Source organism: Desulfoconvexum algidum (assembly GCF_055382125.1).
The window spans coordinates 5,748,838-5,773,147 of sequence record NZ_AP042394.1; the positions used below are offsets into that span (position 1 = coordinate 5,748,838).

The window sequence follows — 24,310 nt, forward strand, 5'->3', positions numbered from 1 at the left end:
ATTTTAAAGAATTTATTCTTAAAAAATTTATTTTAGATTTCCACGGTTTCGACTTTCACCCTGGCGGTCCCTTGGTTGTAAAAGCCAAGCTTTTTTGCGGCACCCGCACTAAGGTCTATGATTCGATTGCCAGAAAAAGGCCCACGATCATTAACCCTGACGATTATGGAACGATGATTTCCAAGATTTGTTACCTTCACATGAATTGGCAGCGGCAAGTGCTTGTGTGCCGCTGTTGGTTTTCTTGGATCAAAGGCTTCCCCATTGGCTGTCATATGTCCACCTTTTTGACGCAAGGTTTCATTCCCATACCATGAGGCGGTTCCAACTTCTTGATATGTCGCAGATTTTGCCACGGATATCGGCACATAGCGTTTCCCTTTTACCACATAAGGAGCATTTTTCACCCTGCCCTGCCGAACCGCTTCCTTTGGAGACAACCCATCAATACTCTCGATATCTGATGTCATTGGCCATTCCAATGGTGCCAAAACAACATGGAAGGTAAATGTCCCGATTTTATATGACATTTTTAATGTCCCAATCCCTAATTTTGTAACAAATCTGGCCGTATCATAGGTCGCATTGACAGTTCCCTTTGTGATGTTATAGGTCGTATTCAAGGCGGAGCAGGAAATCAAGACCGTTCCCAAAATCGTACAAAAAATTTGTATTTTAAAAGTTTTCATTGTAAATATAGTGTGTATAAATCAATAAAATAAGTAAAGGTTAAACATGGATTTTAAAATCAAAGATAAAATCGCACTGGTCACTGCGGCCACAAGGGGACTGGGAAGAGGTTGTGCAGAACAACTGGCAGCAGAAGGCTGTAAGGTCGCCATCTGTTCCAGGAATGAAGCCGACGCTAAAAAAGCAGCACAGGAGATATCAAAAGCAACGCGTGCAAAGGTGTCAGGGTTTAGGGCAGACATGAGCAAGCCGGAGGATATCGCAAACTTAATCAAGGCGGTCCAAAGCGATCTGGGTGACCCGGATATCCTGGTGGCCAATGCGGGCGGACCGGCTCCGGGGACCTTTGCCACCACCCCCCTGGAAGAATACGAAAAAGGCATTAACCTGAACCTGATGAGTGCCGTACGCCTGATTCATGGCCTTGTGCCGGCAATGAAACAAAAACAATGGGGCAGGATTATTGCCATTACTTCCATATCTGTCAAACAGCCCATCGCGAACCTGCTGCTCTCCAATACAGCCCGGGCCGGGCTCACCGGATTTTTAAAAACCGTTTCCACGGAACTGGCCCCGGAGGGTATTACGGTGAATGCTATTTTGCCAGGTATCCATAAAACCGGCCGTGTTGATCAATTGGCAGGTCATCAGGCAAAGCAGGAAAACAAGACGCCTGAACAGATCCTCCAGGAGATGGCGAACGAAATTCCCAGCAAAACCATGGGTGATCCGTCTGATTTTGGTGCCATGGCCGCCTTTCTGGCCAGCGATCATGCCAAGTATATTACGGGGCAGAGCATCCTGCTTGACGGCGGCAATTTTTCAGGACTCTTGTAGGCAAGACCGGAATGTCTACTTAAAATCTTACATGAACAGGCAAAGGGTTCTTAATTTTTAACTATCATGATCCGTTTACCCCACCAGATAATGGAATACCATTAATCAAATGGCAATTAATGTATTCCCCAAATATAGGTTAATCTAAATTGAATTTTTTAAAAAAAACAGCACTTACAAATATTTGTGAAATGCTATTTAATGATTGATATAAAAACCTTAATGCTTTCCCAGATAAGTTTATCTATTCTACTAAGTTTCACATTCTTAGTATATTTAAAATACGAAAAAACTTTCACTGGCTTTCGTCTTTGGACTATTGGAACAATTATTCATGCTGTCGGCTTCTTTTTTTTAAGTTCGCGTGGGCTTATACCAATCGGTGTGAGTATTGTGTTCGGAAACTTATTATTGATGGTATCTTTAATCTGCAGAATGGATGCTATTCTTCAGTTTCTGGGAGTTAAGTCATTTAAAAAAATATTATATTTTTCCCCCCTTTTGGCTATTGCGATTGGGTCATATTTTTATTTCGTTCAGGACAATATGGCAGTCCGTAGCTTAGTTTTTGGTCTATTCTTTTTAATCTTCAGCATTCCTGTAGTTTGGAAACTTATGCGCCACATGACCCACCAACATAATTTTTTATACTACCTTGCCGCAACCATAATTGTTGTGCGAATAGCATCTCTCATGATTAGGGCGGTCTATTTTATGAATTCTCAGGACAATGATATTCTTACAAATGCTATATTCAATTCAGTACACTTTCTTATAGCGCTTATTGGAGAGGTTGGAATTAATATAGTCTTTTTATTAATGAATAACCAGAAATCTGAAGAGCAGCTCATCCAAACAAATGATAAGCTGCAAAAAGTAATTGATAATGTAAAAACGCTAAGTGGTTTGCTTCCGATCTGTTCCCATTGTAAAAAAATCAGAGATGATAAAGGCTATTGGAATCGAATTGAAAGCTATATCCAGGAAAATTCCGATGCAGAATTCAGCCACGGCATGTGCCCTGAATGTTCAGATGAACTCTATGGCAAAGAAGATTGGTATATAGAAATGAAAAAAAATGAAAATTCAAAAGAATAATGGCTATATTGAATGATATATAAACAATTGAGTTTTTGCCAACTCCATGGTTATTTTCTTAATAAAAACCGACCGAAGACGTTACGATACAAACAATACAATTTCTAATCTTGATTTTATAATTTCAGACAAGCCGGAAAGGAATGGGGAAAACCGGTCCCCAGTACTTGAAACGCTACCCCCACCCATTCCTGAAAAATAGAGCGGGTCCCGGGGATTTGCTGGTTTCTTCACCCGCCTCTTGACAAAAAGGGACCCCCTGTCCTACTTATCAGTTTTTATATGGCGCGTATTCATCCTTTAACCAGGAGGCTGTGATCATAAGAAAACAATACCTGTCCCTGAAAATTTCCATCCTGCTGCTCATGACCGGAATGATCGTCCTATCGGTTCCGGGGACTGGGTATTTTATGATGATCAAGGCACAGAACGCCATTCTCAAAGAAAAGCAGAACAAGCTGTTTGCCCTGGCAAGGCTCATGGACCGGCGGCTTGAAAAAAGTTTTGACCAGATCCTGCAAGAGACCGGCAATCTGGATGCTCCCAGGTCCCAAAAAATTGCCGTGTTAAATACCCTCCTGAAATCAGGGACAGACGTCATTGCAGATGCGGACCCCGGAATCGGGGTGGGCTATTATTCAAAGCAGCTGGATGCCATTATTACCTACGGGCCCAGCAATGAACTGGGTCGCAAGGTCGGGCAGTCCATCTCCCTTACCCACCAGGGCCGCGAGGTGATGAAGACAGGACAGAAAATGGTGCAGACCGCCGTGCTGGTCCGGGGAAATATCATGAACTGCATGTATCCTGTGATACGCAACAAGGAGATCATCGGCTATATCTGGGCCAACGAGCTGGTGGAGGACATCAACCGCCAGACCGAAAAATTGAAGGATCAATTTTATGCCATTATTTTTACGGGGGTATTTATCTCGTTTGTGGTCAGCATTCTGATCGCAGGGTCGGTGGCCAATAAGGTGAAACTGGTTAAAAATGGGTTAAAGACGATCCAGGAGGACCTGGACTACCGAATTCTGCCCAGGGGCGGCGAGATCGGCGAGATCATCACGGCCATTAATGAGATGGCAGGGGCCCTTTCAAAACGAAAAAAACTGGAAGAACAGATGCAAAAAGCCGATAAAATGGCCGCCCTGGGGGAAGTTGCCGCCGGTGTTGCCCATGAAATAAGAAATCCCCTCACCGCCATACGGGGATTTATCCAGCTCATCCAGGAAAAAACTGCCCCCCGGGAACAAACCCATGAGTATGCCTCCATCGCTATCTTTGAAGTAGACCGCCTCAACAAGATTGTTGAAGAGCTGTTGTATTATGCCAGGCCCTCGGACCCCCTGAAGATGCACAAGGACATTAACCACCTGCTGGATGGCGCCCTCACCCTCCTGCAATTTAAATTCGAAAAACAGGGGGTGGGGGTGGAAAAAAACTTCCTGGCCGCCATGCCCCTGATTCCCATTGACGAGGAACAGATCCGCCAGGTGTTCATCAACCTTATCATCAATGCCACCCAGGCCATGGAAAATGGGGGGAAAATTTTGATCACCACAGAGGCCGGGGGGGATGGTTTTATACGGATTCACATCGAAGACAGCGGCCACGGAATTGAAGAAAAAAATATCAACCGGCTGATCGACCCTTTTTTCACAACCCGGGAAAACGGGACCGGCCTCGGCCTGGCCGTGGTCCAGCGAATCATCGACCTGCACCACGGGTTCATGGCGGTCTCGGTCTCCCGGTTCAACGGTGCAAAAATCACCCTGCATTTACCGATAACAGGAACAAAAACAAATGGCGAATAAAAAAATATTAATTGCAGATGATGAAAACAATGTCCGGCGCCTTCTCAAGGAAATCCTCACCGCGGAAGGATATCAGGTGACACTGGTTGAAAATGGGAAACTGGCCATTGACCACATGGCGACCTCGGGAGCGGATCTGGTCTTCATGGACATCCGGATGCCGGTGATGGACGGACTTGCCGCCATCAAGATTCTCAGTAAAAAACATCCCACTGTTCCCGTGATCATGATGACCGCCTTTGCCGGTGTGGACACAGCGGTCGAGGCCATGAAACTGGGTGCTTACAACTATATTTCCAAGCCCTTTAACAATTCGGAGATCCGGCTCAGCGTAAACAAGGCCATGGAAATAAAGGCGCTGAACAAAGAGGTCCAACTGCTGCGCAAAGAGGTAAAGGAACGGTTTTCCATAAACAATATCATTGGCAAATCCGAAAAAATGCAGACGGTCTTTAAAATGATCGGGAAAATTTCCCAGACCAATGCAACGGTGCTGATCCAGGGGGAAACCGGCACGGGAAAAGAGCTGGTGGCCAAAGCCATCCACTATAACAGCCAGTACAATACCGGTAAATTTGTCGGGGTAAACTGCGCCTCCATCCCGGAAGGGTTGATCGAAAGCGAATTCTTCGGCCATGAAAGGGGCGCGTTCTCCGGTGCGGTTGCCAACAAAATCGGAAAATTCGAATACGCAGACAACGGGACCCTGTTCCTGGACGAAATCGGCGAGATGCGGCCCTATTTCCAGGCCAAGCTTCTCAAGGTGATCCAGGACAAGCAGTTCCAGCGGGTGGGAGGACTTGAAACCATTACAACCAATGTCCGCATCATTGCCGCAACCAACCGGAACCTGGAAGAACTCCTGGAAAGAGGGGGGTTCCGGGAGGATCTGTATTACCGGCTCAACGTCATCCAGATCACCATCCCCCCCCTTCGCGAACGCCGGGAGGATATCCCCCTCCTGGTGGACTATTTTCTGAACAAATTTTCAAAGGGGGAGGGCCTGCCTCCCAAATGCATCGCCCCCAAGGCCATGGCAATTTTATGCGACGACAACTGGACCGGGAATGTCCGGGAGCTTGAAAATCAAATTGAAAGAGCCGTTGTCATGGCCCGGGGGCCCTTGATCATGCCCGAAGACCTTTCCCTCAATCGATCCCCGTCCGATTTCCAGCCCCTTGTGGATACGGGAAGGGGGCGCTCCCTGAAAGAAACCCTCCAGGCGGTGGAAAAGCAAATTATTGCCAGAACATTGAAAGAAAACCAATGGAATCGCATTAAAACAGCCCGGGCGCTTCAGATGAGCCGAAAGGCACTTTTCTACAAGATCAATGCCTATGACCTGGCCTCAACCGAATTGGAAGATCCAGTGTAAACTTTACCCATTCCGGTCAATGTTTACCCTTTATTTGGGTCACCCCCTCCCGCCCGGACCCTATCCCCACCCCCTCCGAAGAATGGCATGATCTTTGCTATTAACTTTATCAAGCGCTTAAAAGATCCAGGTACCTGCAAACAAAGGACAAAGGAGAGATATGCCCGGCGGTCTGCCCGGGCAGGTTCTCATAAATGGCTGCACAAAACATCAACCGTATTAGGAGGTTCTCGTGATAAAAGCCTTAGCTGGGTCTTTCAGTAAAATAGTTAGAAGATGGCTGCCCGATGCTTTTTTATTTGCCGTTATTCTGACCTTTGTGGTCTTCATCTTTGGTATTGTTTTCAAGGGGCAGTCCCCCATTGAGATGGTAAACTTTTGGGGACAGGGATTCTGGAAACTTCTGGCCTTTGCCATGCAGATGGTTCTGGTCCTGGTCACCGGCCACACCCTGGCAAAAACACGGGTGGTGGAATCGGTCCTTGCCGCCATAGCAGGCCTTGCCAGCAAGCCGTCCCAGGCCATCGTCGTGACCACCGTGGTCGCACTCATCGCCTGCTGGATCAACTGGGGCTTCGGCCTGATTGTGGGGGCCCTTCTGGCAAGGCAGATGGCAAAAAAAATCAAGGGGATCCACTACGGGCTTCTCGTGGCCTCTGCCTACTCGGGATTTCTCATCTGGCATGCCGGGCTGTCAGGCTCCGTTCCCCTGAAGATTGCCCAGGTCTCTAAAAATTTCATGTCCGCCATCACCGGCGGCGAAGTCATTCCGGTGACAGAAACCATCTTTGCCTGGCAGAACCTGCTGATCTGTGCGGTTCTCATCCTCACCCTTCCGATCATTAACATGATGATGGCCCCGGATGCGGATGACATTGTTGAGATAGACCCGGCACTGCTTGAGGAGACCGGGGGCCAAACTGCAAAAACCAAAGGGACGACACCGGCTGAGAGAATTGAAAACAGCGTGATCATCTCCATGCTCCTGGGACTCTTCGGCTTTGCCTACATTGTTTACTATTTCATCACCGGCGGAAAGTTGGGGCTCAACAGTGTGAACATGATTTTTCTGTTTGCCGGTATTGTTCTCCACGGCACACCGGCCAATTTTTTAAAGGCGGCCAATGAGGCCATTAAAAACACCGGCGGCATCGTTCTCCAGTTTCCCCTCTATGCCGGCATCATGGGCATGATGGTTCACTCGGGCCTTGCCGCCTCCATCAGCCAGTGGTTTGTCCAGGTATCCACTCCCATGACCTTTCCCTTTTTCACCTTTTTGAGTGCCGGCATTGTCAACTTCTTTGTGCCATCAGGCGGAGGACAATGGGCTGTACAGGGTCCCATCATCATGCCTGCGGCAAAGGCCCTCGGGGTACCCCTTGCCAAAGCGGCCATGGCAATCGCCTGGGGAGATGCATGGACCAACATGATCCAGCCCTTCTGGGCACTTCCCCTGCTGGGCATCGCCGGTCTTGGTATCCGCGATATCATGGGCTATTGCGTTGTTGCCCTCCTCTGGGGAGGATTTGTGATCTCACTTGTACTGACTTTTCTCTAACGATCATAGGGGGGGGGGGCTTTTTGAGCCCCCCCCCCACACCCGAAACCAGAGCCTCCAAGGTTCATAAAAAATCAGATGTCATACAATTTCCACCGAGTTAGCCCGCAGCGCTATTGCAGATGATACGCCAGAATTCGGTTGTCAAAAAATGTCGGGACGATCACCCATTTTTTATCTGGGATATATTCAAAGTCCGCTGCGTTTATTTTCTGAGCCGATGTATCCATAAGCAGAACTGGAGACCGACCCTTTTCGATAATCTCTATTTTCCCTTTCCAGTCACTGACAATGAATTGTCCTCTTCCCAATGGCTTAAGGCCGTCTATGCCCCCGGGATGAACAATCTCCAGGACAACCTTTTTAGAGGGGATGTCAATTTTCAACAACCCGTCTGCGGTCCCGACCAGGAGGGTGCTGCCCCTCATAAAAAGCCCGTTCGGCTTGTTGTACTCCAGCACCAGGAAGGAATCCAGCTGTCCCTCCTTGATTACATGGATCGTCTTGGTTGCCATGTCGGTAATGTAGACAACCCCGGTGCCGTCAACGGCAATATCATTTAAAAACTTTGCACCGGCAACATCCCAGGTTTTATGAACGACAGCCGTTGGAATATCAATCGCGTGAACCCGGTCAATATCCGTCACATAGAGGGTGTCACCAAAGATCCCCATTCCTTTGGGCGCATTGAAACCGCCCACCCAGACACGGGTATCCAGCGTTCCGTCCAGGTTCAGCCTGGCAATGTATCCCCTGCCGTTTTTAAGCGTTGGTTTGCCGCTGATATTGGAGACGAATAAGACCTGATTATTCGGATCGTACATCACCGATTCAGGGACATCCAGCCCGGTTGCTGTCTCCCAGACCAGTTCCATGCGCGCTTTTTTTCCTACTGGTTCCCCTGAGGGCGTGCATGCACCCAGGAAAAAAATCAACGATACAATCATAAATTTGATAAAATAGTTCATTTAGGTTCCCCCTTATCATCCATTATTATTTTTGAATCAGGCACCCTGCTGAACAGGAATCCCAGAATCAAGACGAAAACGAAGCGGCAGGAAATCCAAGATTTGAAATGGGCGACAGATGAAATTTTTTGTATTTGATTCCCTTGTACGCGAGTTCCCTAACATAGAATATCAAAAAAACAAATGTCAATCTTTTTTTCCCCCACAAAGCGCGCTTCTTACAGGGGGGACATATTTTTTATATCCGTTTGCCCAGGAGGGTATTCCAGATGCCGTCGGGACATCGTCTTTCAATGACATGAACCCTTTTTGTAGCCAGGGATGCCATAATCTTAGTGGTTTCAGAATTTAGAAGACCGGACAGGATAAAATATTTTTTTTCCAAAAACGCAGGATGTTCAACCAGGTGCTGCATGATATCATAGTGGATATTGGCCACCAGCAGGTCGCAGGGAAGGCAGATCACCTCTTCCCCCTTTGCCTGGAAGGCAAGGATTTGCGCTTCAAACCGGTTCAGTCGAATATTTTTCAGGGTGGTTTTCACGGCCAGAAGATTAAAGTCACAGGCCAGAACTCTGGCACACCCAAGGGCGGCAGCCCCGAGAGCGAGAAGCCCCGTGCCCGTGCCGATGTCCAGAACCGTCCCGATCGTCTCCCGGGTACACAACCAATGGATCAGTGTCAAACAATCCTCCGTGGTCTGGTGACACCCGGTGCCGAAAACCACCCCCGGATCCAGGAGAATTTCCCGGGCTGCCGATTTTGTCTCTTCGTTCAGCCGGTCCCAGGGCGGGGCAATGCAAAAATCTTCAACGAAATAGGGCTCAATCTTATCCCCGTGCCATTGCTCACAGGTCATTTCATAGGTTTCCACCAGGGAGATATGGGAATTTTCACGCCTTACCTGTTCAACCAGGGAAGGCACCGGACTGGAAAAAAAAAGAAAGGAGGTATCTTCCTCCACCCAGGTACCCAGGTACCGTTCATCCTTTTCCACCCGATGGTCAAGGGCTGGTACACCGTCAAGATTATAAATGACCAATTGTTCATAGGGATTTTTCATCTGTATTCACTTCCCTTGGGTTTGCTCGCCAGGGCAGGCAGGTAGACACAAAACAGGCTTCCCTTGCCCTCTTGGCTGTCAACGGTTATAATTCCCCCGTGATTATCGATAATGCCGAATACAGAAGCCAGTCCCATTCCCGTTCCCACCCCCATGTGCTTGGTGGTAAAAAACGGGTCAAAAATCCTTGGGAGTAACTCCTTATCGATGCCCCGGCCTTCGTCCTTTATACAAAAGAGGACAAATCTACCCGACACCCTTTTCCCTAGGGAAACTGCTTTTTTATCCAGGACCACATTTTGGGTTTCCACCTGGAGACACCCTTTTCCCGGCATGGCTTCCGAAGCGTTGAGCAAGAGATTCATGACGACCTGTTCCATCTGGGACCTGTCCGCCTGGACACTCCACAGGTCGGGGCAATAGGTTGTTTTAATCTCAATATCTTTTCTGCTGCGGCTGAATATGAGAAGGTTCTGGCGTATCACCCCATTGAGATTCAAGGGGCCGGGATCATATTTTCCGCTCCTTGCAAACCCCAACAGCTGCTGGATGGACTGGGAGCCTGTGTCAACCAGCTGGCGAATTTTTTCTGCTTTTTTAATATTGGAATGCCCGGGTTCCGCCTGTTTCTGGATCAGGGTGGCATACCCGGTTATGGCCATGAACAGATTGTTAAACTCATGGGCAATTCCCCCGGCCAGGGTACCGATGGCTTCAAGCTTCTGAACCATTAAAAGCCGGGACTCAATCTCTTTTCTTTCCCGTACCTGGAGGGTCAATTGTTCATTGATTTCATGGAATTCCACGGTTCTTTCTTCCACCATCTGTTCCAGGTTCCGGCGGTGATCTTCAAGCTGATCCCAATTTGAAACAAACAGATCCCGAATATTAATAAAGGCCCGTTTTAAACTCCGGATTTCTTCTACTTCTGTATCTTTTTCCTCCAGGGCAATACCTGCCAGATTATTTCTCAGATTTTGCCCATCCCGGTCCCGCTGAAGCATGGATAGCGTCCCGACAAAGGATGCCAGGGGTGACATGTTCAACCGGATTACCCAAAAAATCATGAGAAGGGTGACCAAAAGCACCAGAAATCCGGTTCCCAGCATAGCACCCGTCAACATCCACAGGTGCTGTTCCATCTCCTGGCGTGAAAACCCCACACGAAGCTCTCCCATCGGCTCTCCCATATAGGAAATTTCCCAGATGGCATCAAATATAATATCCCGGTTACGGCCCTTGATGGATTTCTTGTCATGGATATCTGTGGTGAGCCGGGACAAATAAATGTTAAACACATCCGAGGAGATTTTTCCCTTTAGTCTGTCTGTATTGGTATACAAAGGGTCGTTTTCATCCTGGCTTGCCACGGAAAACTGTTTTTGGCCGATAAGGGTTTCATTATCGGCAATCAAAATTATACCCTTCCTATCAGTGAGCAGAAAATACAAAATAGCCGGGTTTGTTATTTTCGCATTGGATAATGTAATCATCAAAGATCGATAATTCTGGCCGTACATCAATTGCCCAAGCCGAGCTTTCAAGGCATTACTTTCATAATAGATCCGAGTTAGTTCTGTCTGCTGAAATTGTTTTTTTACAATGACGCTTACCACTGCAGTAATGGAAACAATGGTAAGACTCACAATAACAAAGACAGAGGCCAAAAGTTTTGCCTGAAGTGTTTTTTGGGGAAATATTTTATTCAACAATAATTTTCTCCAGGAAAAACAAGGCACCAGAATCCGGAACCATCCCCTTGAGTTCCGGATGATTTTCCACTGGAAAAATAATGGAAAAAGGGCCGCCAAGGGCTGGATGAAGAGCGTCCCCGTTACAACTGACAACGATGGATACCGGATAGTCAAACACTTTCGGTTTAAGGGTCATGATGGGCCCGGTAAGGGGAATCAGTTTTATCTGAGTTGCTTTTTTTATCTCAGCCGGTTTGATGAGTCGAGAAAAGGGTAGGGCATAAATCGTTTTTTGTTTTGCCTGGAATCCCTTGAACTCATTTCGACACCCCTGGGGGATTGAAAGCATACGGGCCGAAAACTCTCCGGCTTGGGAAACCAGACCTTTCCGGGCATAGGACCTTTCATTGCCATTCACCTGCACCTTCAAAACAGCCTGGTCCATTCGTCCGGCAATAAGGGCCTCCACATACCAGGTATAACAGGAAGCATGGACCCTGGCCTGGTCAAGAAACATTATTTTTAAGGGGCCGCCCTTTAATTTTTTCAGGGGATTGTGGTTCATCTGCCAGACCAAAAAGACCATGTCCTGTAATATCTGCTTTTTGGAAAGAAAACCCACATATTGGTCTGCCCCAATGATCGTAATTCCTTTTTCCCAGGGAATCCCTGCCAGATCAAAAATTTTCTTTATTCCGATACCAGTAAAATCCGCTCTCCCCTCTTCCTTAAAATTGGGATCAATGGCCTGGATGGTCCGGGAATGGGGTTTCAATGATTCAAGGTCCACACGAAAAAATTGTGGCCAGACAGACGTGTCCCCCATCAGTTTAATATGGGTATTTGCAAAAACAGGAGTTGCACCCAAAAGAAAAACAAGGACAAACCCCATGATTTTTAGTATTGTTTTTTTCATGCTCCCTTTGTTTCGGAAAATTAAATTTGACAATAGAATGACTTTGTAAAATAATTCTTTTTAAAAAAAAACTCAAGCGAGACTTACGATCCATGAAATTTAAAAAAATCACCGCTGCATTTGAAACAAAAAATATTCCCCTGGCTGAAGAGCTGATTTGTGACCTCTTTTTTTCCTTCAACCTTAAAGGAGTGGTCTGCAACGTCCCCCTTGAAGAACCCGACGAAGGCTTTGGCACCCACACCCTGCCCCTGCCGGATCGAAACTCCATTGTGGGATACTTCCCCGACATTGACTCCTCAGATATCATTCTTAAAAAAATTAAAACCAGGTCAATGGAACTGACCCAGTTTGGTATCCAGGTGACAATAGAGGTGGAGATTGTGGATGAAAAAGACTGGGCAGATGCCTGGAAAACCTACTTCAATGTCACCCGCATCACCGACAGGATTGTCATCAAGCCAGACTGGAAAGACTACGACCCTGAACCCGATGATATTGTCATTCACCTGGATCCGGGGATGGCATTCGGTACAGGTACCCATCCCACAACCGCCATGTGCATCCGGATGATCCAGCAGTTTCTTGTACCGGGAGCAGAATTCCTGGATGTGGGAACCGGGTCTGGTATTCTCATGATTGCGGCTGCCGGTCTTGGTGCCAAACGGATGACAGGCATTGACATTGATGAGGTGGCCGTGGAGATCAGCAAAAAAAACCTGGAAAAAAACAAGGTGAGCCCCCTTTTATATTCACTTGCCTGCACCACCCTGGACCAGACCCCTGAAAAAACCTATGACCTCATTGCCGCCAATATCATTGCCCAGGTGATTGTTGATGTCATGCCGGACCTTGAACGCCGGATCGCCCCGGGCGGGGTGGCCATACTTTCAGGAATTATCCGGGAACGTAAACCCGATGTTCTTGCTGCCCTTGAAACGAGCAATCTTCACATATACCATGAAACAAATGAAGGGGATTGGGTGGCGTTGGCTGTTAAACGATGAGGCCTGGAGACCCGTCAGAACCCAAAGACATGAGAGGACCGGAGACTTTGATTTCCATTGATTCCTTTCTCCGTATGTGGTTATTATTACCCTTACAAAATACGCATTTTTTACAAAATAAAATAGAAGAGAGGCATTCACATGGCAGACAAACCAACCCGGATCAGCCTAAAGGTTAAATTTTTTTCGGTCGTTCTCATTTTTATCATCATCTCTTTTCTCATCGGGATTGTCGGACTATGGAACCTTTCCGGCATGAAGGACCAGATCACCAAAATCGTTAATCGTTCCGCTGAAAAAATAATTCTGGCCACCAGCATTAACAAAGATCTTCTACTGGTTTCCAGATCTGAAAAAGATATGCTCATTTCCGAAAATGACTCAGAAATGAAAAAATATGCCGATCTGATCAAAACGGCTGAAACAAAAATTCTCGACAAAAGCAAGCAATTGTCTATAATTGCAAGCCCCGATGAACGAAAGAAACTGGTCCTGTTTAATACGGCATTTTCACACTTCATGAAAACCCATGGGGCTGTTTCTGCTCTGACCCGGGAAAATACAAATTTTAAAGCCGCCCAACTGGCGGCCACCGTTGCAGGCCCCTTGATTACCAAACTTACCGGCCATGTTGAAAAAATCCTTGTCAATTATGAAGAGGAATTTATAGAGGCCGGTCAGCTATTTGATTCCATGCTCCTTGTCGAGGTAGGAGAATTGATGAAACGTTCCGCCCGGCTTTTGGGAACCATCCGGGAACTGGAAAATACAGAACAGGCGATTATCCTTTCCAGGGATATGGTTCAGATCCAGACACTCATCACCAAAACTAACGAGCTGGAAAAACCCATTGCAGCCGAATTTAATGCCCTGGGATCCCTCATCAATAAAAAATCAAAACCAGACTTTGAAGCAGCCACAGGTTATTTTAAAGAATTTACCATTGCAAGCAAGCAGATTACGGAACTAGCTATTCAAAATTCAAACATCAAAGCCTTTGAACTGTCCCAGGCCCAGGGCAAACCCTATCTGGACCAGGCAGAAAAAGTCATGGCAGATCTTGTCAATGCCAGTCAGAAAGGCCTGACAAATGACCGTGATATTGCAGAAAAAAATTTCAAAAAGGCCCGTGTTTTATTAATTGGTATTGCCTTTGCCGGCATTTTCCTGGGAACGGTGCTGGCTTACATAATTATCCGCCAGATTCTTTTGGTTCTGACCAAAAGTTTTTCATTTGCCCAAAGTCTTGCCAAGGGTGATTTTACCTCCCGTCTGGATGTTGACAGTACCGATGAGCTCGGGGACCTGGCAGACCATCTAAACCAGGTGGCCAAAAGTGTCGGGGACCTGATTAAAAGTCTCACCCTTGGTATCACCCATCTGACGGATGCAGCTTCTGAGCTGACCGGCCTGTCAGATACCATGTCCGAGGGGGCCAAAAATGCTTCGGACAAATCCAGCCATGTGGCCAAAGCCGCCACTGAGATGAATGATGCCATGACTTCTGTGGCCAAGGGCATGGAAGAGACCTCGGAAAACCTGAATGCAGTTGCAGCCGCGGCCGAAGAGATGACTGCTACCATTGATGAAGTGGCCAAGAATACCGCCACATCCAGACAGACAACAGACCAGGCCGTAACCCAGACCAAGACAGCCAGAAAAAAAGTTGATCTTCTCAAAACCGCTGCAGATGCCATTGGAAAAGTAACAGAGACCATCACAGAAATTTCCGAACAGACAAATCTGCTGGCATTGAATGCCACCATTGAAGCCGCCCGGGCAGGCGCTGCCGGGAAAGGGTTTGCCGTAGTCGCCTCGGAGATAAAAGATCTGGCCACCCAGACCTCTCGGGCCACGGAAGAGATTAAATCACAGATCCGGATGATTCAGACGGAAACCGGGCAAACAGTAGATATCATATCCAATGTGGCGGATATTGTTTTCAATATAAATGACCTGTCCGCAACCATCGCAGCAGCCATTGAAGAACAATCGGCCACCACCCGGGAAATATCGGCCAACATTAACATGGCCTCAGGAGCTGGGCAGGATATCAGCACCCATATTGGACAAAGCTCTGATGTGGCCGAAGGGGTGGCCAAAGATGTTTCCGAAATCAATGACATGTCCGACGGTCTCTTTGACAACAGCACAAAAGTAAATCAAAATGCCAGGGAACTGGCTGAAATTGCCAATAGCCTCAAGGAAATGGCATCTAAGTTTAAAATTTAACCCAACGACCTCTTTTAAAAATAAATATATGACTAAACCGCCGCAACTTGCCATCACAACCACCCCGGATACCACCACCCTGTTCCTTAGCGGCAGACTGGATGCCCGAGGGCTCGCCGGGGTATGGACGCAGGCCTGCCTTGCCATTGGGCAAGTCGGAAGCGCCGTCCTTGTCATCAATCTTGAGGGGGTTGACTATCTGGATATGGCCGGTGCCGCCTTTATTTCCCACCTGAAAACCCTGGGAAAAAAACCTAGCCCTGTCCCCCCTGTCCCCCCCCAGGTTGTTGGTCTGAAATCAGAATACGCGCCCATGCTCAGCCTGGCAGAAAAAACCGATATGAATTCAGACTTTAAAAATCCTGGCCCACCCCCCTCCTTTGTTGAACAGACGGGAAAAAACATTGGGAATATTTTCTCCGATGCAAAGGTTTTTATCGGTTTTATTGGGGAAATTACCTGGGCCATGATCACAAGCCTGAAAAACCCCGGCCATATCCGATGGGCAGATACCCTTGTGATAGCGGAACGGGCTGGTGTGGATGCACTTCCCATTGTTGCCCTGATCAGTTTTATTGTCGGCCTTGTCATGGCATTCCAGGCAGCCATGCCCATGAAAATGTTTGGAGCGGAAATTTATGTGGCCAACCTCATCGGGATTGCAACGGTCCGGGAATTGGGCCCCCTGATGACGGCCATTGTCCTGGCTGGCAGGTCAGCATCGGCCTTTGCAGCTGAAATCGGCACCATGAAAATCAATGAAGAATTAGATGCACTCACCGTCATGGGCATGGACCCTGTAAAATTTTTAATCCTTCCCCGGGTGATTGCCTCGACCCTGATCACACCTCTTTTGACCATATTTGCCAATCTGGTGGGAATTGCCGGTGGAGCCGTGGTCATTGTCTCCCTTGGATACCCTATTGTTGCGTATTATAACCAGGTGGTCAATTTTGTCACCTGGCAGGATTTCACCGGTGGTATCATCAAATGTTTTGTATTTGGCATCCTCATTGCCGCCACCGGCTGCATCCGGGGATACCAAACTGCCAGGGGACCCGCAGCCGTCGGGGAGGCCACCACCCGGGCCGTTGTGTCCTCCATTGTTCTCATTGCCGTATTTGACGGCATTTTTTCCATTATTTACTATTATATGGGCGTATGAAAAAAACAGCCATCAAGGTTAAAAACCTATCCGCCGGCTATAACAACCAGGCCATCATGGAAAATCTTTGCTTTGACATCCAGAGCGGAGAGATTTTTGTGATTCTGGGCGGATCCGGATGCGGGAAAAGCACGGTGTTAAAACATATGATCGGGCTTATCCCCCCGGTGGCAGGACAGGTTTTTATCCATGGTGAAGATATGGTAACGGCCAGGGGAACTGCCAGAAACAATCTGCTCCAAACGATTGGCGTAGCCTTTCAAAATGGAGCTCTCTTCGGCTCAATGACGGTCCTGGAAAACATCATGCTCCCCTTACAGGAATATACCGATCTTCCCCAGGATGCCATTGAGACCATTGCCATGGTAAAACTTGGCCTTGTGGATCTTGCCCAGGGCGCTTTTCTTTTACCCGATGAGCTATCCGGCGGGATGCGCAAAAGAGCGGCCATTGCCAGGGCAATGGCCCTGGACCCGTCCATCCTTTTTCTGGATGAACCCTCGGCAGGTCTCGACCCCCTGACCTCTGCCGGCCTGGACAAGCTGATCCTCGAACTTTCCGCATCCTTGGGTATCACCTTTGTCATTGTTACCCATGAACTGGAAAGCATTATAGCCATTGCAGACCGCACCATCATGCTGGAACGAGAGACCAAGGGAATTATTGCCATGGGCCCCCCAAAAGAGCTCAAACAAGACAAATCAAACCCCTATGTCTATAATTTTTTTAACCGGAACCCAGAACCCGAAACCCGGAAACCCGAAACCCGGAAACCTGAAAACTTGGAAACTAAAAAATGACCCAACAAGCAAATTTTTTCAAACTCGGCCTGTTTGTCATCATTGCCTTTAGCCTTGGCGCTGCCTTTCTCATCGCATTTGGTGCCGGCGAATTTTTCAAAACGGAAACCCTTGGGGAAACCTGTTTTGACGAATCGGTCCAGGGACTGGACATTGGATCCGAGGTGAAATACAAGGGGGTTAAAATCGGGACCGTCAAAGCCATTACCACCCCGACCAAACTTTACAATATCCAATCCAATTATGTGTTGGTCACCTTTTCCCTTTCCGATGACTGCTATGTGGGACAAACCGGAGAAACCAGCACCCTTCGAATAAAAAAGGCCATTGCTGAAGGTCTCAGTATCCATCTGTCCTTCAAAGGACTGACAGGCGCAGCCTACCTTGAAACCGATTATTCCGGCAAACGGGAAATACCCCTTGATATCAACTGGCATCCGACAAATATTTATGTCCCTTCCAGCAAAAGCAACATAAAACGCATGGGGGATGCCCTTAACGAAATCTTGGATAACCTGTCCGTGGTGAAACTGTCCGACATTACAGCGGAGCTTAAAAGTCTTCTTCAAACCCTGAACCAGAAAGCAAATGCCCTGAGCATGGCCCAAATTTCCATTCAGACCGAAAACCTGTTAAAGGAAATCAGGCAAACCAACCAGATACTCGCCACTACCCTTACCTCTGAACGCTTCACCCGGCTCATTGCAGATGCCCAGGGTTCTTTTACCGGGTTGAAAGCCATCGTAAACAATGCCAAACAACCCATTGACAACACCTTAAAAGATTTTGAAAAAACTGCCGGCAGCACAAAAAGCATGGCAACCGATCTTGAAGCAAATATAGGCACCATGCTGGACAGCCTGAACAAAACCTCAAAAATGATGGAACACATGATCTGGCTCAATTCGGACGCCGTCCAACGGGCGGTTGAAAACTTTGAAGACACATCGGAAAATTTAAAACAACTGAGCATTGAATTAAAACAATATCCCGGACGATTACTTTTTGAAAGTCCTCCGGAAAAAAACACCCCGGAAAAGATCAAGGAGAAACTCAAAACAGATGAAAACTAAAGGCCGATGGGTACTCATATTCCTGTGTTTGTATCTCATGGGATGTACCAACATCCGGAACAAATTCCAGGAAAAGAATATTTACAGGGTCCAGGCACAATCTTGCATGGCGGCTTCCAAAACCCCTGAGACAGGAGAAGGTCTGCTGGTCAAAAGATTCTCCATCTCCCCTGAATTTGAAACCAATTCATTTGTCTACAGACTCAGCCCCACCCGGTTTACCACCGATTTTTACAACAACTTCGTGACCTCTCCTGCCCGGATGATCACAGAAGTCATCCAGGAAGACCTCTGGGCCTCTCCTTTTTTTTCCCCGGTCCCGGCCCAGACCATGGCAGATATCCATTTCCAGCTTTGGGGAAAGGTCATGGCGTTCCATGGGGATATCCAGGACACAAAGCATCCCAAAGCCATTGTCACCATCCGGTTGATCCTTGAAAAGAACACAGGAGACGGTTTTACCCCGGTAATCCAGAAAACCTATGGGGCTCAAATCCTGTTAGATGCACCGGACCCGGGATTGTTGGCAGATGGACTGGGCAAGGGCATCAATGAAATTCTGGATGCATTTTATAGTGATATTGAAAAAGCCGGACTAACAGAAAAATAGGAAAGGAAAACAACTCTTGAAATTCAGACCCTGCATCGATCTTCGCAACGGACGAGTGGTTCAAATTATCGGCGGCACTCTTAAAAATTCAGACAGCTCGCTTCCCGTCACCAATTTTGAAACCGAAAAATCGCCTGCCCAATATGCCCGGATGTACCGACGAGACAAACTCACCGGCGGCCATGTCATCTCCCTGGGCCCTGGGAATACAAAGGCGGCCTTATCGGCATTAAAGGCTTACCCCCAAGGGCTGCAGATCGGCGGCGGCATCACCCCTGAAAATGCACAAACCTACCTGAACGCAGGCGCCAGTCATGTGATTGTTACCTCCTATGTGTTTTCAAATGGGAAAATTGATCTTGCTAAACTTGACACCCTGGTCCGCTGCGTTGGACGCGAGAATCTTGTGCTGGACCTGAGCTGCCGGCAAAGACAGGGGAAATTTTGGATCGTCACCGACAGATGGCAAAAATTCACCGATGTTGCCGTCAACGAGGAAACCATTACCCATCTGGCCACCTCCTGTGATGAATTCCTGGTCCATGGAGTGGATGTGGAAGGCAAGATGCAGGGAATCCAGACAGATCTTGTGGAACTGCTGGGCAATGCCCCCATTCCCGTCACCTATGCCGGCGGGGCAAGCCGCTTTGCCGACCTTGAAACCGTTAAAGCTCTGGGACAAAACCGGGTGGACCTCACCATTGGCAGTGCCTTGGATATATTCGGGGGAAGCATCGCCTACCGGGATGTGGTTGACTGGCACCAAAAAAATTCCTGAACTTCTTCAATTCCCCCTTTAATAGGCCTGCACCGCTATCGGTCGTACATCTTTTCAATTTGATCAGAATATGTTTCAACGATAATCTTTTGCTTGGTTTTTTGAGTTGGTGTTATCATTCCATTCTGCTCGGTAAATCTCTCAGTAAGTACGGTATACTGTTTTACCCGCTCAAAACGTTCAAGCTCTTTATTGGCATTTTCAACTTCCTGGGCCATAAGTGCTTTTAAGTTGCCCTTCTCAAGAAAGTCGTCACCGACTTTATAAACAATTGGCACACCTGAAGATTCATCAATTTCAACTTTACTATTATCATAATCAATGCCTTGAGCATCAAACAGTTCTTTAAAGTAAGTAAGGTTTGGTACAATCAAGCCGGATATGACGCTGCGTTCATTTCCAATACTAAAAAATTGTTCAATATAAGCACTGGTTGCAAAGCGCGCCTCTATTTTTGCAGGAGCGATATTTTTACCATTGGAAAGGCAAATAATTGACTTAATGCGGTCAACTATTTTTATATAGCCGAACTCATCTATCTCCACCTTATCCCCCGTTCTAAACCAGCCATCCTCAGTGAAAGAGTCGGCAGTCTCTTCCGGTTTATTCAGATAGTTGCTAAAAATACCGGCGCCGGAGATCTCCAGTTCACCGAAGGCTGACATCCTGACCCTGCTGCCATTGGACTCAAGCCCTACATATCCCGGCTTACAGGCAGTTAAGGGTGTATTGGCGCAGGCATTAAAACTTTCGGTAGAACCGTACCCCTCGCTTACCCGTATCCCAATAATATAGAAAAATTTGAGCAAATCTTCTGATATTGAGGCACTTGCCGAGAATGAATGCATAAAATTTTTCCCGAACAAGGCCCTGACCTTTGCAAAGAGTTTGTCGGCAAGTTTGTATTTAAGCTTCAGTCCCACAGGGAGTTTACTCATTATATCAAACGCATGTCCCATGTTGTATGCGCCGGTTTCCGGATCTTTGCGATATTCGAAAACTTCTTCGCCAACCTTAAGGGCCCAGTCGAACATTTTCCTTTTCAGGCCGCTCTCGCCCATTGACTGGTTAAGCTTTATATAAATTTTTTCATACAGCCTCGGCACACAGTTGATCCAGTGCGGATTGTATTTTTGCAAGTCATCGAGAAGGGTTCCGGGGCTGTCTGCATAAGCAATCGTTGCGCCGCAAAGTATCGCAGCCAACTGACATGAGCCCCGATCAAATATATGTGAAAGCGGCAGGAAACACAGAGTTGTATATTCCTGTTTGAAGCCCATGCCAAAATAGTTAAAGAACTCGCTTACGCCATGCATCCTTGAAGAAGCATTATGATGCGTAAGGATAACGCCCTTTCCCTGACCCGTTGTGCCAGAGGTGTAAAGTATGGTGTAGATGTCCTCTAAGGTTACGCCATCTCTTCTGGCAATATAGTCCGCGTAATTTTTACTGTCTTTTTTCCACTCGATACCTTTTGCCTGCAATTCACCCAGGCCCATGACCCGCTCATCGCGGCTTGTGTATTCACGGTCCATGACAATAATCTTTTCCAGCTTCGGCATGTCATCAAAACCGGCTGCGATCCTTTCTAAAACATCATCCCCCCTTAAAAACAAAAACCTGCTCCCGGAATCATTTACAATATAGGAAGCCTCTTTTAATGAAAGGGTGGAATAAATAGTGACACTGACGGTATTTACACAGGCCAGGGCCATGTCCACATGCGTCCAGTAAGGACTGCTCGCTGCCATAATACCAGCCATTTCCTGCTTGCCAAGACCGATACCCATTAACCCGCAGGCATAATCTTCAACCCTTTCATAAACCTCACCCCATAAAAGTTTGCCATTACTATCACCATTATAAAGTTGTTCATTGAAGAGCTGTCCCTCTTCATTGGCAAAGGTTTTAGTCGTATCAACAAAGTGGGCGGTGACAGTTTTTAGCGGTTCACTCTCACAGGTCCACTTATCCTTCCATGGTAAATTCAAGATATCGTTGTTCAGCATGAACGCACCCCTTTATTTTTGTATCATTTTCACCAATGTGCCGGACGAAGGCACAGCGCCCCAAGCAAGTACACCCTCTAAATTTTCAAACAATTCATAGAGAATACCATGCTTCTGATGCCTTATCGTTACCAGTTCCATTTCATTTTAGCAATATTTACTGAACATCGTTTATTAAAGAGGGCCGTGTTTCTGATACTAGGTTAATACACTAAAGGCAAGACTCTGGCTATTGATCACCAGGGAATGGGTTGAATACCTATAAATAATATTGACAAATTGAGCCCGTTGCATTATTTGTTCGTATACAAAGGAGTTTTATATGAATCATTTGCCAGGCAGTATCCCCGATTGTACCTTTTTTTTCCTGGCCAAAGCCCATCAAAAGGCCCATGGCCTGTTAAAAAAAAAATTGGCCCCCTATGGACTGACCAATATGCAGCACCTTATTCTTGAGGGGATCTGGTACCAGGAAGGGGCCACGGCTGCTGAGCTGGGAAAGCTTTTGATCCTCGATAAAGCCACATTATCAGGCATCATTGATCGCCTGGATGAGGGGGGCTGGATCGAAAAACGCCCGGACAAAACAGATAAACGTGTTTTCAGACTCTATCCATCGGGCAAGGCCGATTCCCTTAAAGATGAGTTGATTGAGGTGAGAAAAAAAGGCAATAACAGCTTATTGTCAGATTTTACCATGGAAGAGACGATAATTTTTAAACGCCTGCTGCGAAGCCTGTTTTTAAAGGATTAACTTAGGACAGATGGACAGGGCAAAATTATCTAAATTAATAGTTCGCATACTGACTTAAAAAGGAGGGCAAACATGTTGCTTTTTAATCCAAAAAAATACCAGGATAGAAATTATCCCGATGAACGCTCCAAAGAAATTATGGTAAAAACCATTGAATGGTTTGAAAACAAAGGGCTTAAAAAACTGAATGAAGATTACCATGCCCGTGAGTTCACCTATGATTTTGCAGAATTTATCAAGCGAGAAAAAATTTTTGAAACCCTTTTTCTGCCCGAGGGATATGGGGATAAAGGTCAGTACTACAGCACCTACAGAATGTTTGAATTTTCAGAAATATGCGGGTTCTACGGTATGGCATACTGGTATCTGTACCATGTGTCCACATTGGGTCTGGACCCGGTATTCCTGGGCGACAACGAAGCGTTTAAGCACAAGGCCGTGGAAAAACTGAAAGAAAATCCCCTATGTGCCTTCGGCCTTTCGGAAAAAGACCATGGTGCCGATATCTACTCATCCTCCATGAAACTTTATCCCTGTGAAGACGGAACCTATGTGGCAAGGGGAACTAAATATTACATCGGCAATGGAAATGAAGCCGGAATTGTCACTGTTTTTGGAAAAATTGATGGTTCAGAAGAGTATGTTTTTTTTGCTGTTGATTCAAAACATGAAAAATATGAATGCATTCAAAATGTTATTGATGCCCAGAACTATGTGGCGGAGTTTGCCCTCCATGATTATCCCATTACAGATGATCTGATTCTATCCCGGGGCCCAAAAGCATGGGATGACATGCTCAATACCATTAATATCTGTAAATTTAATATCGGTTCCGGCGCCATCGGTATCGTCACCCATTCCCTGTACGAATCCTTGAACCATGCAGCCCACCGTACTCTTTATGGGAAGGCTGTCACCGAGTTCCCCCATGTCAAACGGCTTTTCCTGGATTCTTACTGCCGCCTTGCCGCCATGAAATTATTCGGCCTGAGGGCGACCGATTATATGAGATGTGCATCAAAGGACGACAAGCGCTACCTGCTTTATAACCCGATCATGAAGATGAAAGTTGCCATCCAGGGTGAAGTTGTCCATGAGATGATCTGGGATATCATCGCCGCAAAGGGATTTGAAAAGGACAACTATTTCAATCAGGCCGTGTTTGATTTAAGGGGATTTCCCAAGCTTGAAGGAACCCGGCATGTGAACATGGCCCTCATCGTCAAATTGATCCCCAGCTATATGTTCAATCCCGGTGAGTTTCCGGAAATACCCAAAATGAACGGAGCCCAAAATGACGACTATCTTTTCGAACAGGGACGCACCAGAGGGTATGCAAAAATTCAATTCCATGATTTTAGAACGACATATGCCACAAAGAATCTGCCCAATATCGAAATATTCAAGGAGCAGATTAAAGCCTATGAAGAGTATTTAATGGTGTCTGGGATGGAATTAAAAGACCAGATGATGAACGCTTTTGATTATCTTCTGTGTGTGGGGGAGATTTTTACCCTGGTTGCCTACGGACAGCTCATCATCGAAAGCGCTGCCATTGAAAAAATCGACGATGACCTGCTGGATCAAATTTTTGATTTTATGGTCAGGGACTTTTCCCAATTCGGCCTTGAACTTTATGGTAATGGGATATCCACTAAGCCCCAGCAGGATGCCTGTCTGAAAATGATCAAACGACCGGTGGTGGACGATGAAAAGTTTGAACGAATTCTAAAAGAGCAAGTTTACGCTTTAATTGATACCTATGAAATGAATCCTTAAAAAAAATAACGAAAAAAAAGCGGGGAAATCGATTACAACTCATCGGGTTTCCCGCTTTTTTTTAATTTACCCCCGGGCAATTGAACC

The 24,310-nt window shown here is 46.8% G+C and carries 20 protein-coding genes; 14 read left to right on the top strand and 6 right to left on the bottom strand.

What is annotated here, in order from left to right:
- Positions 1-32 precede the first annotated feature (32 nt).
- On the bottom strand, positions 33-530 hold the full coding sequence (locus ACZ45G_RS25940; protein WP_464173481.1) for a septal ring lytic transglycosylase RlpA family protein: 498 nt from the start codon (positions 528-530) through the stop codon (positions 33-35).
- A 205-nt stretch (positions 531-735) separates the two neighbouring features.
- Between ACZ45G_RS25940 and ACZ45G_RS25945 the strand changes: the two genes are divergently transcribed.
- The 5 genes from ACZ45G_RS25945 (at position 736) to ACZ45G_RS25965 (ending at position 7,375) form a co-directional block, all read left to right on the top strand.
- A complete protein-coding gene (locus tag ACZ45G_RS25945; RefSeq protein WP_464173482.1) occupies positions 736-1,527 on the top strand; it encodes an SDR family oxidoreductase in 792 nt (263 codons plus the stop codon).
- A 201-nt stretch (positions 1,528-1,728) separates the two neighbouring features.
- Positions 1,729-2,625, top strand: coding sequence for a hypothetical protein (locus tag ACZ45G_RS25950; RefSeq protein WP_464173483.1), 897 nt, complete (start codon positions 1,729-1,731; stop codon positions 2,623-2,625).
- Positions 2,626-2,939: 314 nt separating this feature from the next.
- Positions 2,940-4,442: an ATP-binding protein gene (locus tag ACZ45G_RS25955; RefSeq protein WP_464173484.1), complete on the top strand. Its 1,503-nt coding sequence runs from the start codon at positions 2,940-2,942 to the stop codon at positions 4,440-4,442.
- Positions 4,432-5,817 carry a sigma-54-dependent transcriptional regulator gene (locus ACZ45G_RS25960; RefSeq protein WP_464173485.1) on the top strand — a complete coding sequence of 462 codons (1,386 nt, stop codon included), beginning with the start codon at positions 4,432-4,434 and terminating at the stop codon, positions 5,815-5,817. The genes ACZ45G_RS25955 and ACZ45G_RS25960 overlap by 11 nt, the downstream gene beginning before the upstream one ends.
- A 232-nt stretch (positions 5,818-6,049) precedes the next feature.
- Entirely contained in the window at positions 6,050-7,375 is a 1,326-nt protein-coding gene (locus ACZ45G_RS25965; protein WP_464173486.1) for a short-chain fatty acid transporter, read from the top strand.
- A 113-nt stretch (positions 7,376-7,488) separates the two neighbouring features.
- Here ACZ45G_RS25965 and ACZ45G_RS25970 read toward each other — a convergent pair whose 3' ends face one another.
- From ACZ45G_RS25970 to ACZ45G_RS25985, 4 genes are all read right to left on the bottom strand, one after another.
- Positions 7,489-8,343: an SMP-30/gluconolactonase/LRE family protein gene (locus tag ACZ45G_RS25970; RefSeq protein ID WP_464173487.1), complete on the bottom strand. Its 855-nt coding sequence runs from the start codon at positions 8,341-8,343 to the stop codon at positions 7,489-7,491.
- A 238-nt stretch (positions 8,344-8,581) separates the two neighbouring features.
- Positions 8,582-9,406 (bottom strand): 50S ribosomal protein L11 methyltransferase, encoded by an 825-nt coding sequence (locus tag ACZ45G_RS25975; protein WP_464173488.1) that lies wholly within the window; start codon positions 9,404-9,406, stop codon positions 8,582-8,584.
- Positions 9,403-11,115 (bottom strand): sensor histidine kinase, encoded by a 1,713-nt coding sequence (locus tag ACZ45G_RS25980; RefSeq protein WP_464173489.1) that lies wholly within the window; start codon positions 11,113-11,115, stop codon positions 9,403-9,405. Before ACZ45G_RS25980 ends, ACZ45G_RS25975 begins: the two co-directional genes overlap by 4 nt.
- On the bottom strand, positions 11,108-12,016 hold the full coding sequence (locus ACZ45G_RS25985; protein ID WP_464173490.1) for a molybdopterin-dependent oxidoreductase: 909 nt from the start codon (positions 12,014-12,016) through the stop codon (positions 11,108-11,110). Before ACZ45G_RS25985 ends, ACZ45G_RS25980 begins: the two co-directional genes overlap by 8 nt.
- Before the next feature lie 92 nt (positions 12,017-12,108).
- On the opposite strand from ACZ45G_RS25985, the gene prmA reads away from it, so the two are divergent.
- The 7 genes from prmA (at position 12,109) to hisA (ending at position 19,681) form a co-directional block, all read left to right on the top strand.
- A complete protein-coding gene (prmA, locus tag ACZ45G_RS25990) occupies positions 12,109-13,023 on the top strand; it encodes a 50S ribosomal protein L11 methyltransferase (RefSeq protein ID WP_464173491.1) in 915 nt (304 codons plus the stop codon).
- Between the two features lie 141 nt (positions 13,024-13,164).
- The gene (locus ACZ45G_RS25995; RefSeq protein WP_464173492.1) at positions 13,165-15,255 is read left to right on the top strand and encodes a HAMP domain-containing methyl-accepting chemotaxis protein; all 2,091 of its coding nucleotides are present in this window, start codon (positions 13,165-13,167) and stop codon (positions 15,253-15,255) included.
- Positions 15,256-15,283: 28 nt separating this feature from the next.
- On the top strand, positions 15,284-16,420 hold the full coding sequence (locus tag ACZ45G_RS26000) for an ABC transporter permease (RefSeq protein WP_464173493.1): 1,137 nt from the start codon (positions 15,284-15,286) through the stop codon (positions 16,418-16,420).
- On the top strand, positions 16,417-17,220 hold the full coding sequence (locus tag ACZ45G_RS26005; RefSeq protein ID WP_464173494.1) for an ABC transporter ATP-binding protein: 804 nt from the start codon (positions 16,417-16,419) through the stop codon (positions 17,218-17,220). Before ACZ45G_RS26000 ends, ACZ45G_RS26005 begins: the two co-directional genes overlap by 4 nt.
- A complete protein-coding gene (locus ACZ45G_RS26010) occupies positions 17,217-18,293 on the top strand; it encodes an MlaD family protein (protein WP_464173495.1) in 1,077 nt (358 codons plus the stop codon). The genes ACZ45G_RS26005 and ACZ45G_RS26010 overlap by 4 nt, the downstream gene beginning before the upstream one ends.
- Positions 18,283-18,903 carry an ABC-type transport auxiliary lipoprotein family protein gene (locus ACZ45G_RS26015; protein ID WP_464173496.1) on the top strand — a complete coding sequence of 207 codons (621 nt, stop codon included), beginning with the start codon at positions 18,283-18,285 and terminating at the stop codon, positions 18,901-18,903. Before ACZ45G_RS26010 ends, ACZ45G_RS26015 begins: the two co-directional genes overlap by 11 nt.
- 16 nt (positions 18,904-18,919) lie before the next feature.
- Complete coding sequence (gene hisA, locus ACZ45G_RS26020; RefSeq protein WP_464173497.1) at positions 18,920-19,681, top strand: phosphoribosylformimino-5-aminoimidazole carboxamide ribotide isomerase; 762 nt, start codon at positions 18,920-18,922, stop codon at positions 19,679-19,681.
- A gap of 35 nt (positions 19,682-19,716) precedes the next feature.
- Here hisA and ACZ45G_RS26025 read toward each other — a convergent pair whose 3' ends face one another.
- Positions 19,717-21,690: an AMP-dependent synthetase/ligase gene (locus tag ACZ45G_RS26025; protein WP_464173498.1), complete on the bottom strand. Its 1,974-nt coding sequence runs from the start codon at positions 21,688-21,690 to the stop codon at positions 19,717-19,719.
- Positions 21,691-22,012: 322 nt separating this feature from the next.
- Between ACZ45G_RS26025 and ACZ45G_RS26030 the strand changes: the two genes are divergently transcribed.
- The gene (locus ACZ45G_RS26030; protein WP_464173499.1) at positions 22,013-22,444 is read left to right on the top strand and encodes a MarR family winged helix-turn-helix transcriptional regulator; all 432 of its coding nucleotides are present in this window, start codon (positions 22,013-22,015) and stop codon (positions 22,442-22,444) included.
- A 72-nt stretch (positions 22,445-22,516) separates the two neighbouring features.
- On the top strand, positions 22,517-24,223 hold the full coding sequence (locus ACZ45G_RS26035) for an acyl-CoA dehydrogenase family protein (RefSeq protein ID WP_464173500.1): 1,707 nt from the start codon (positions 22,517-22,519) through the stop codon (positions 24,221-24,223).
- Positions 24,224-24,310: the final 87 nt, after the last annotated feature.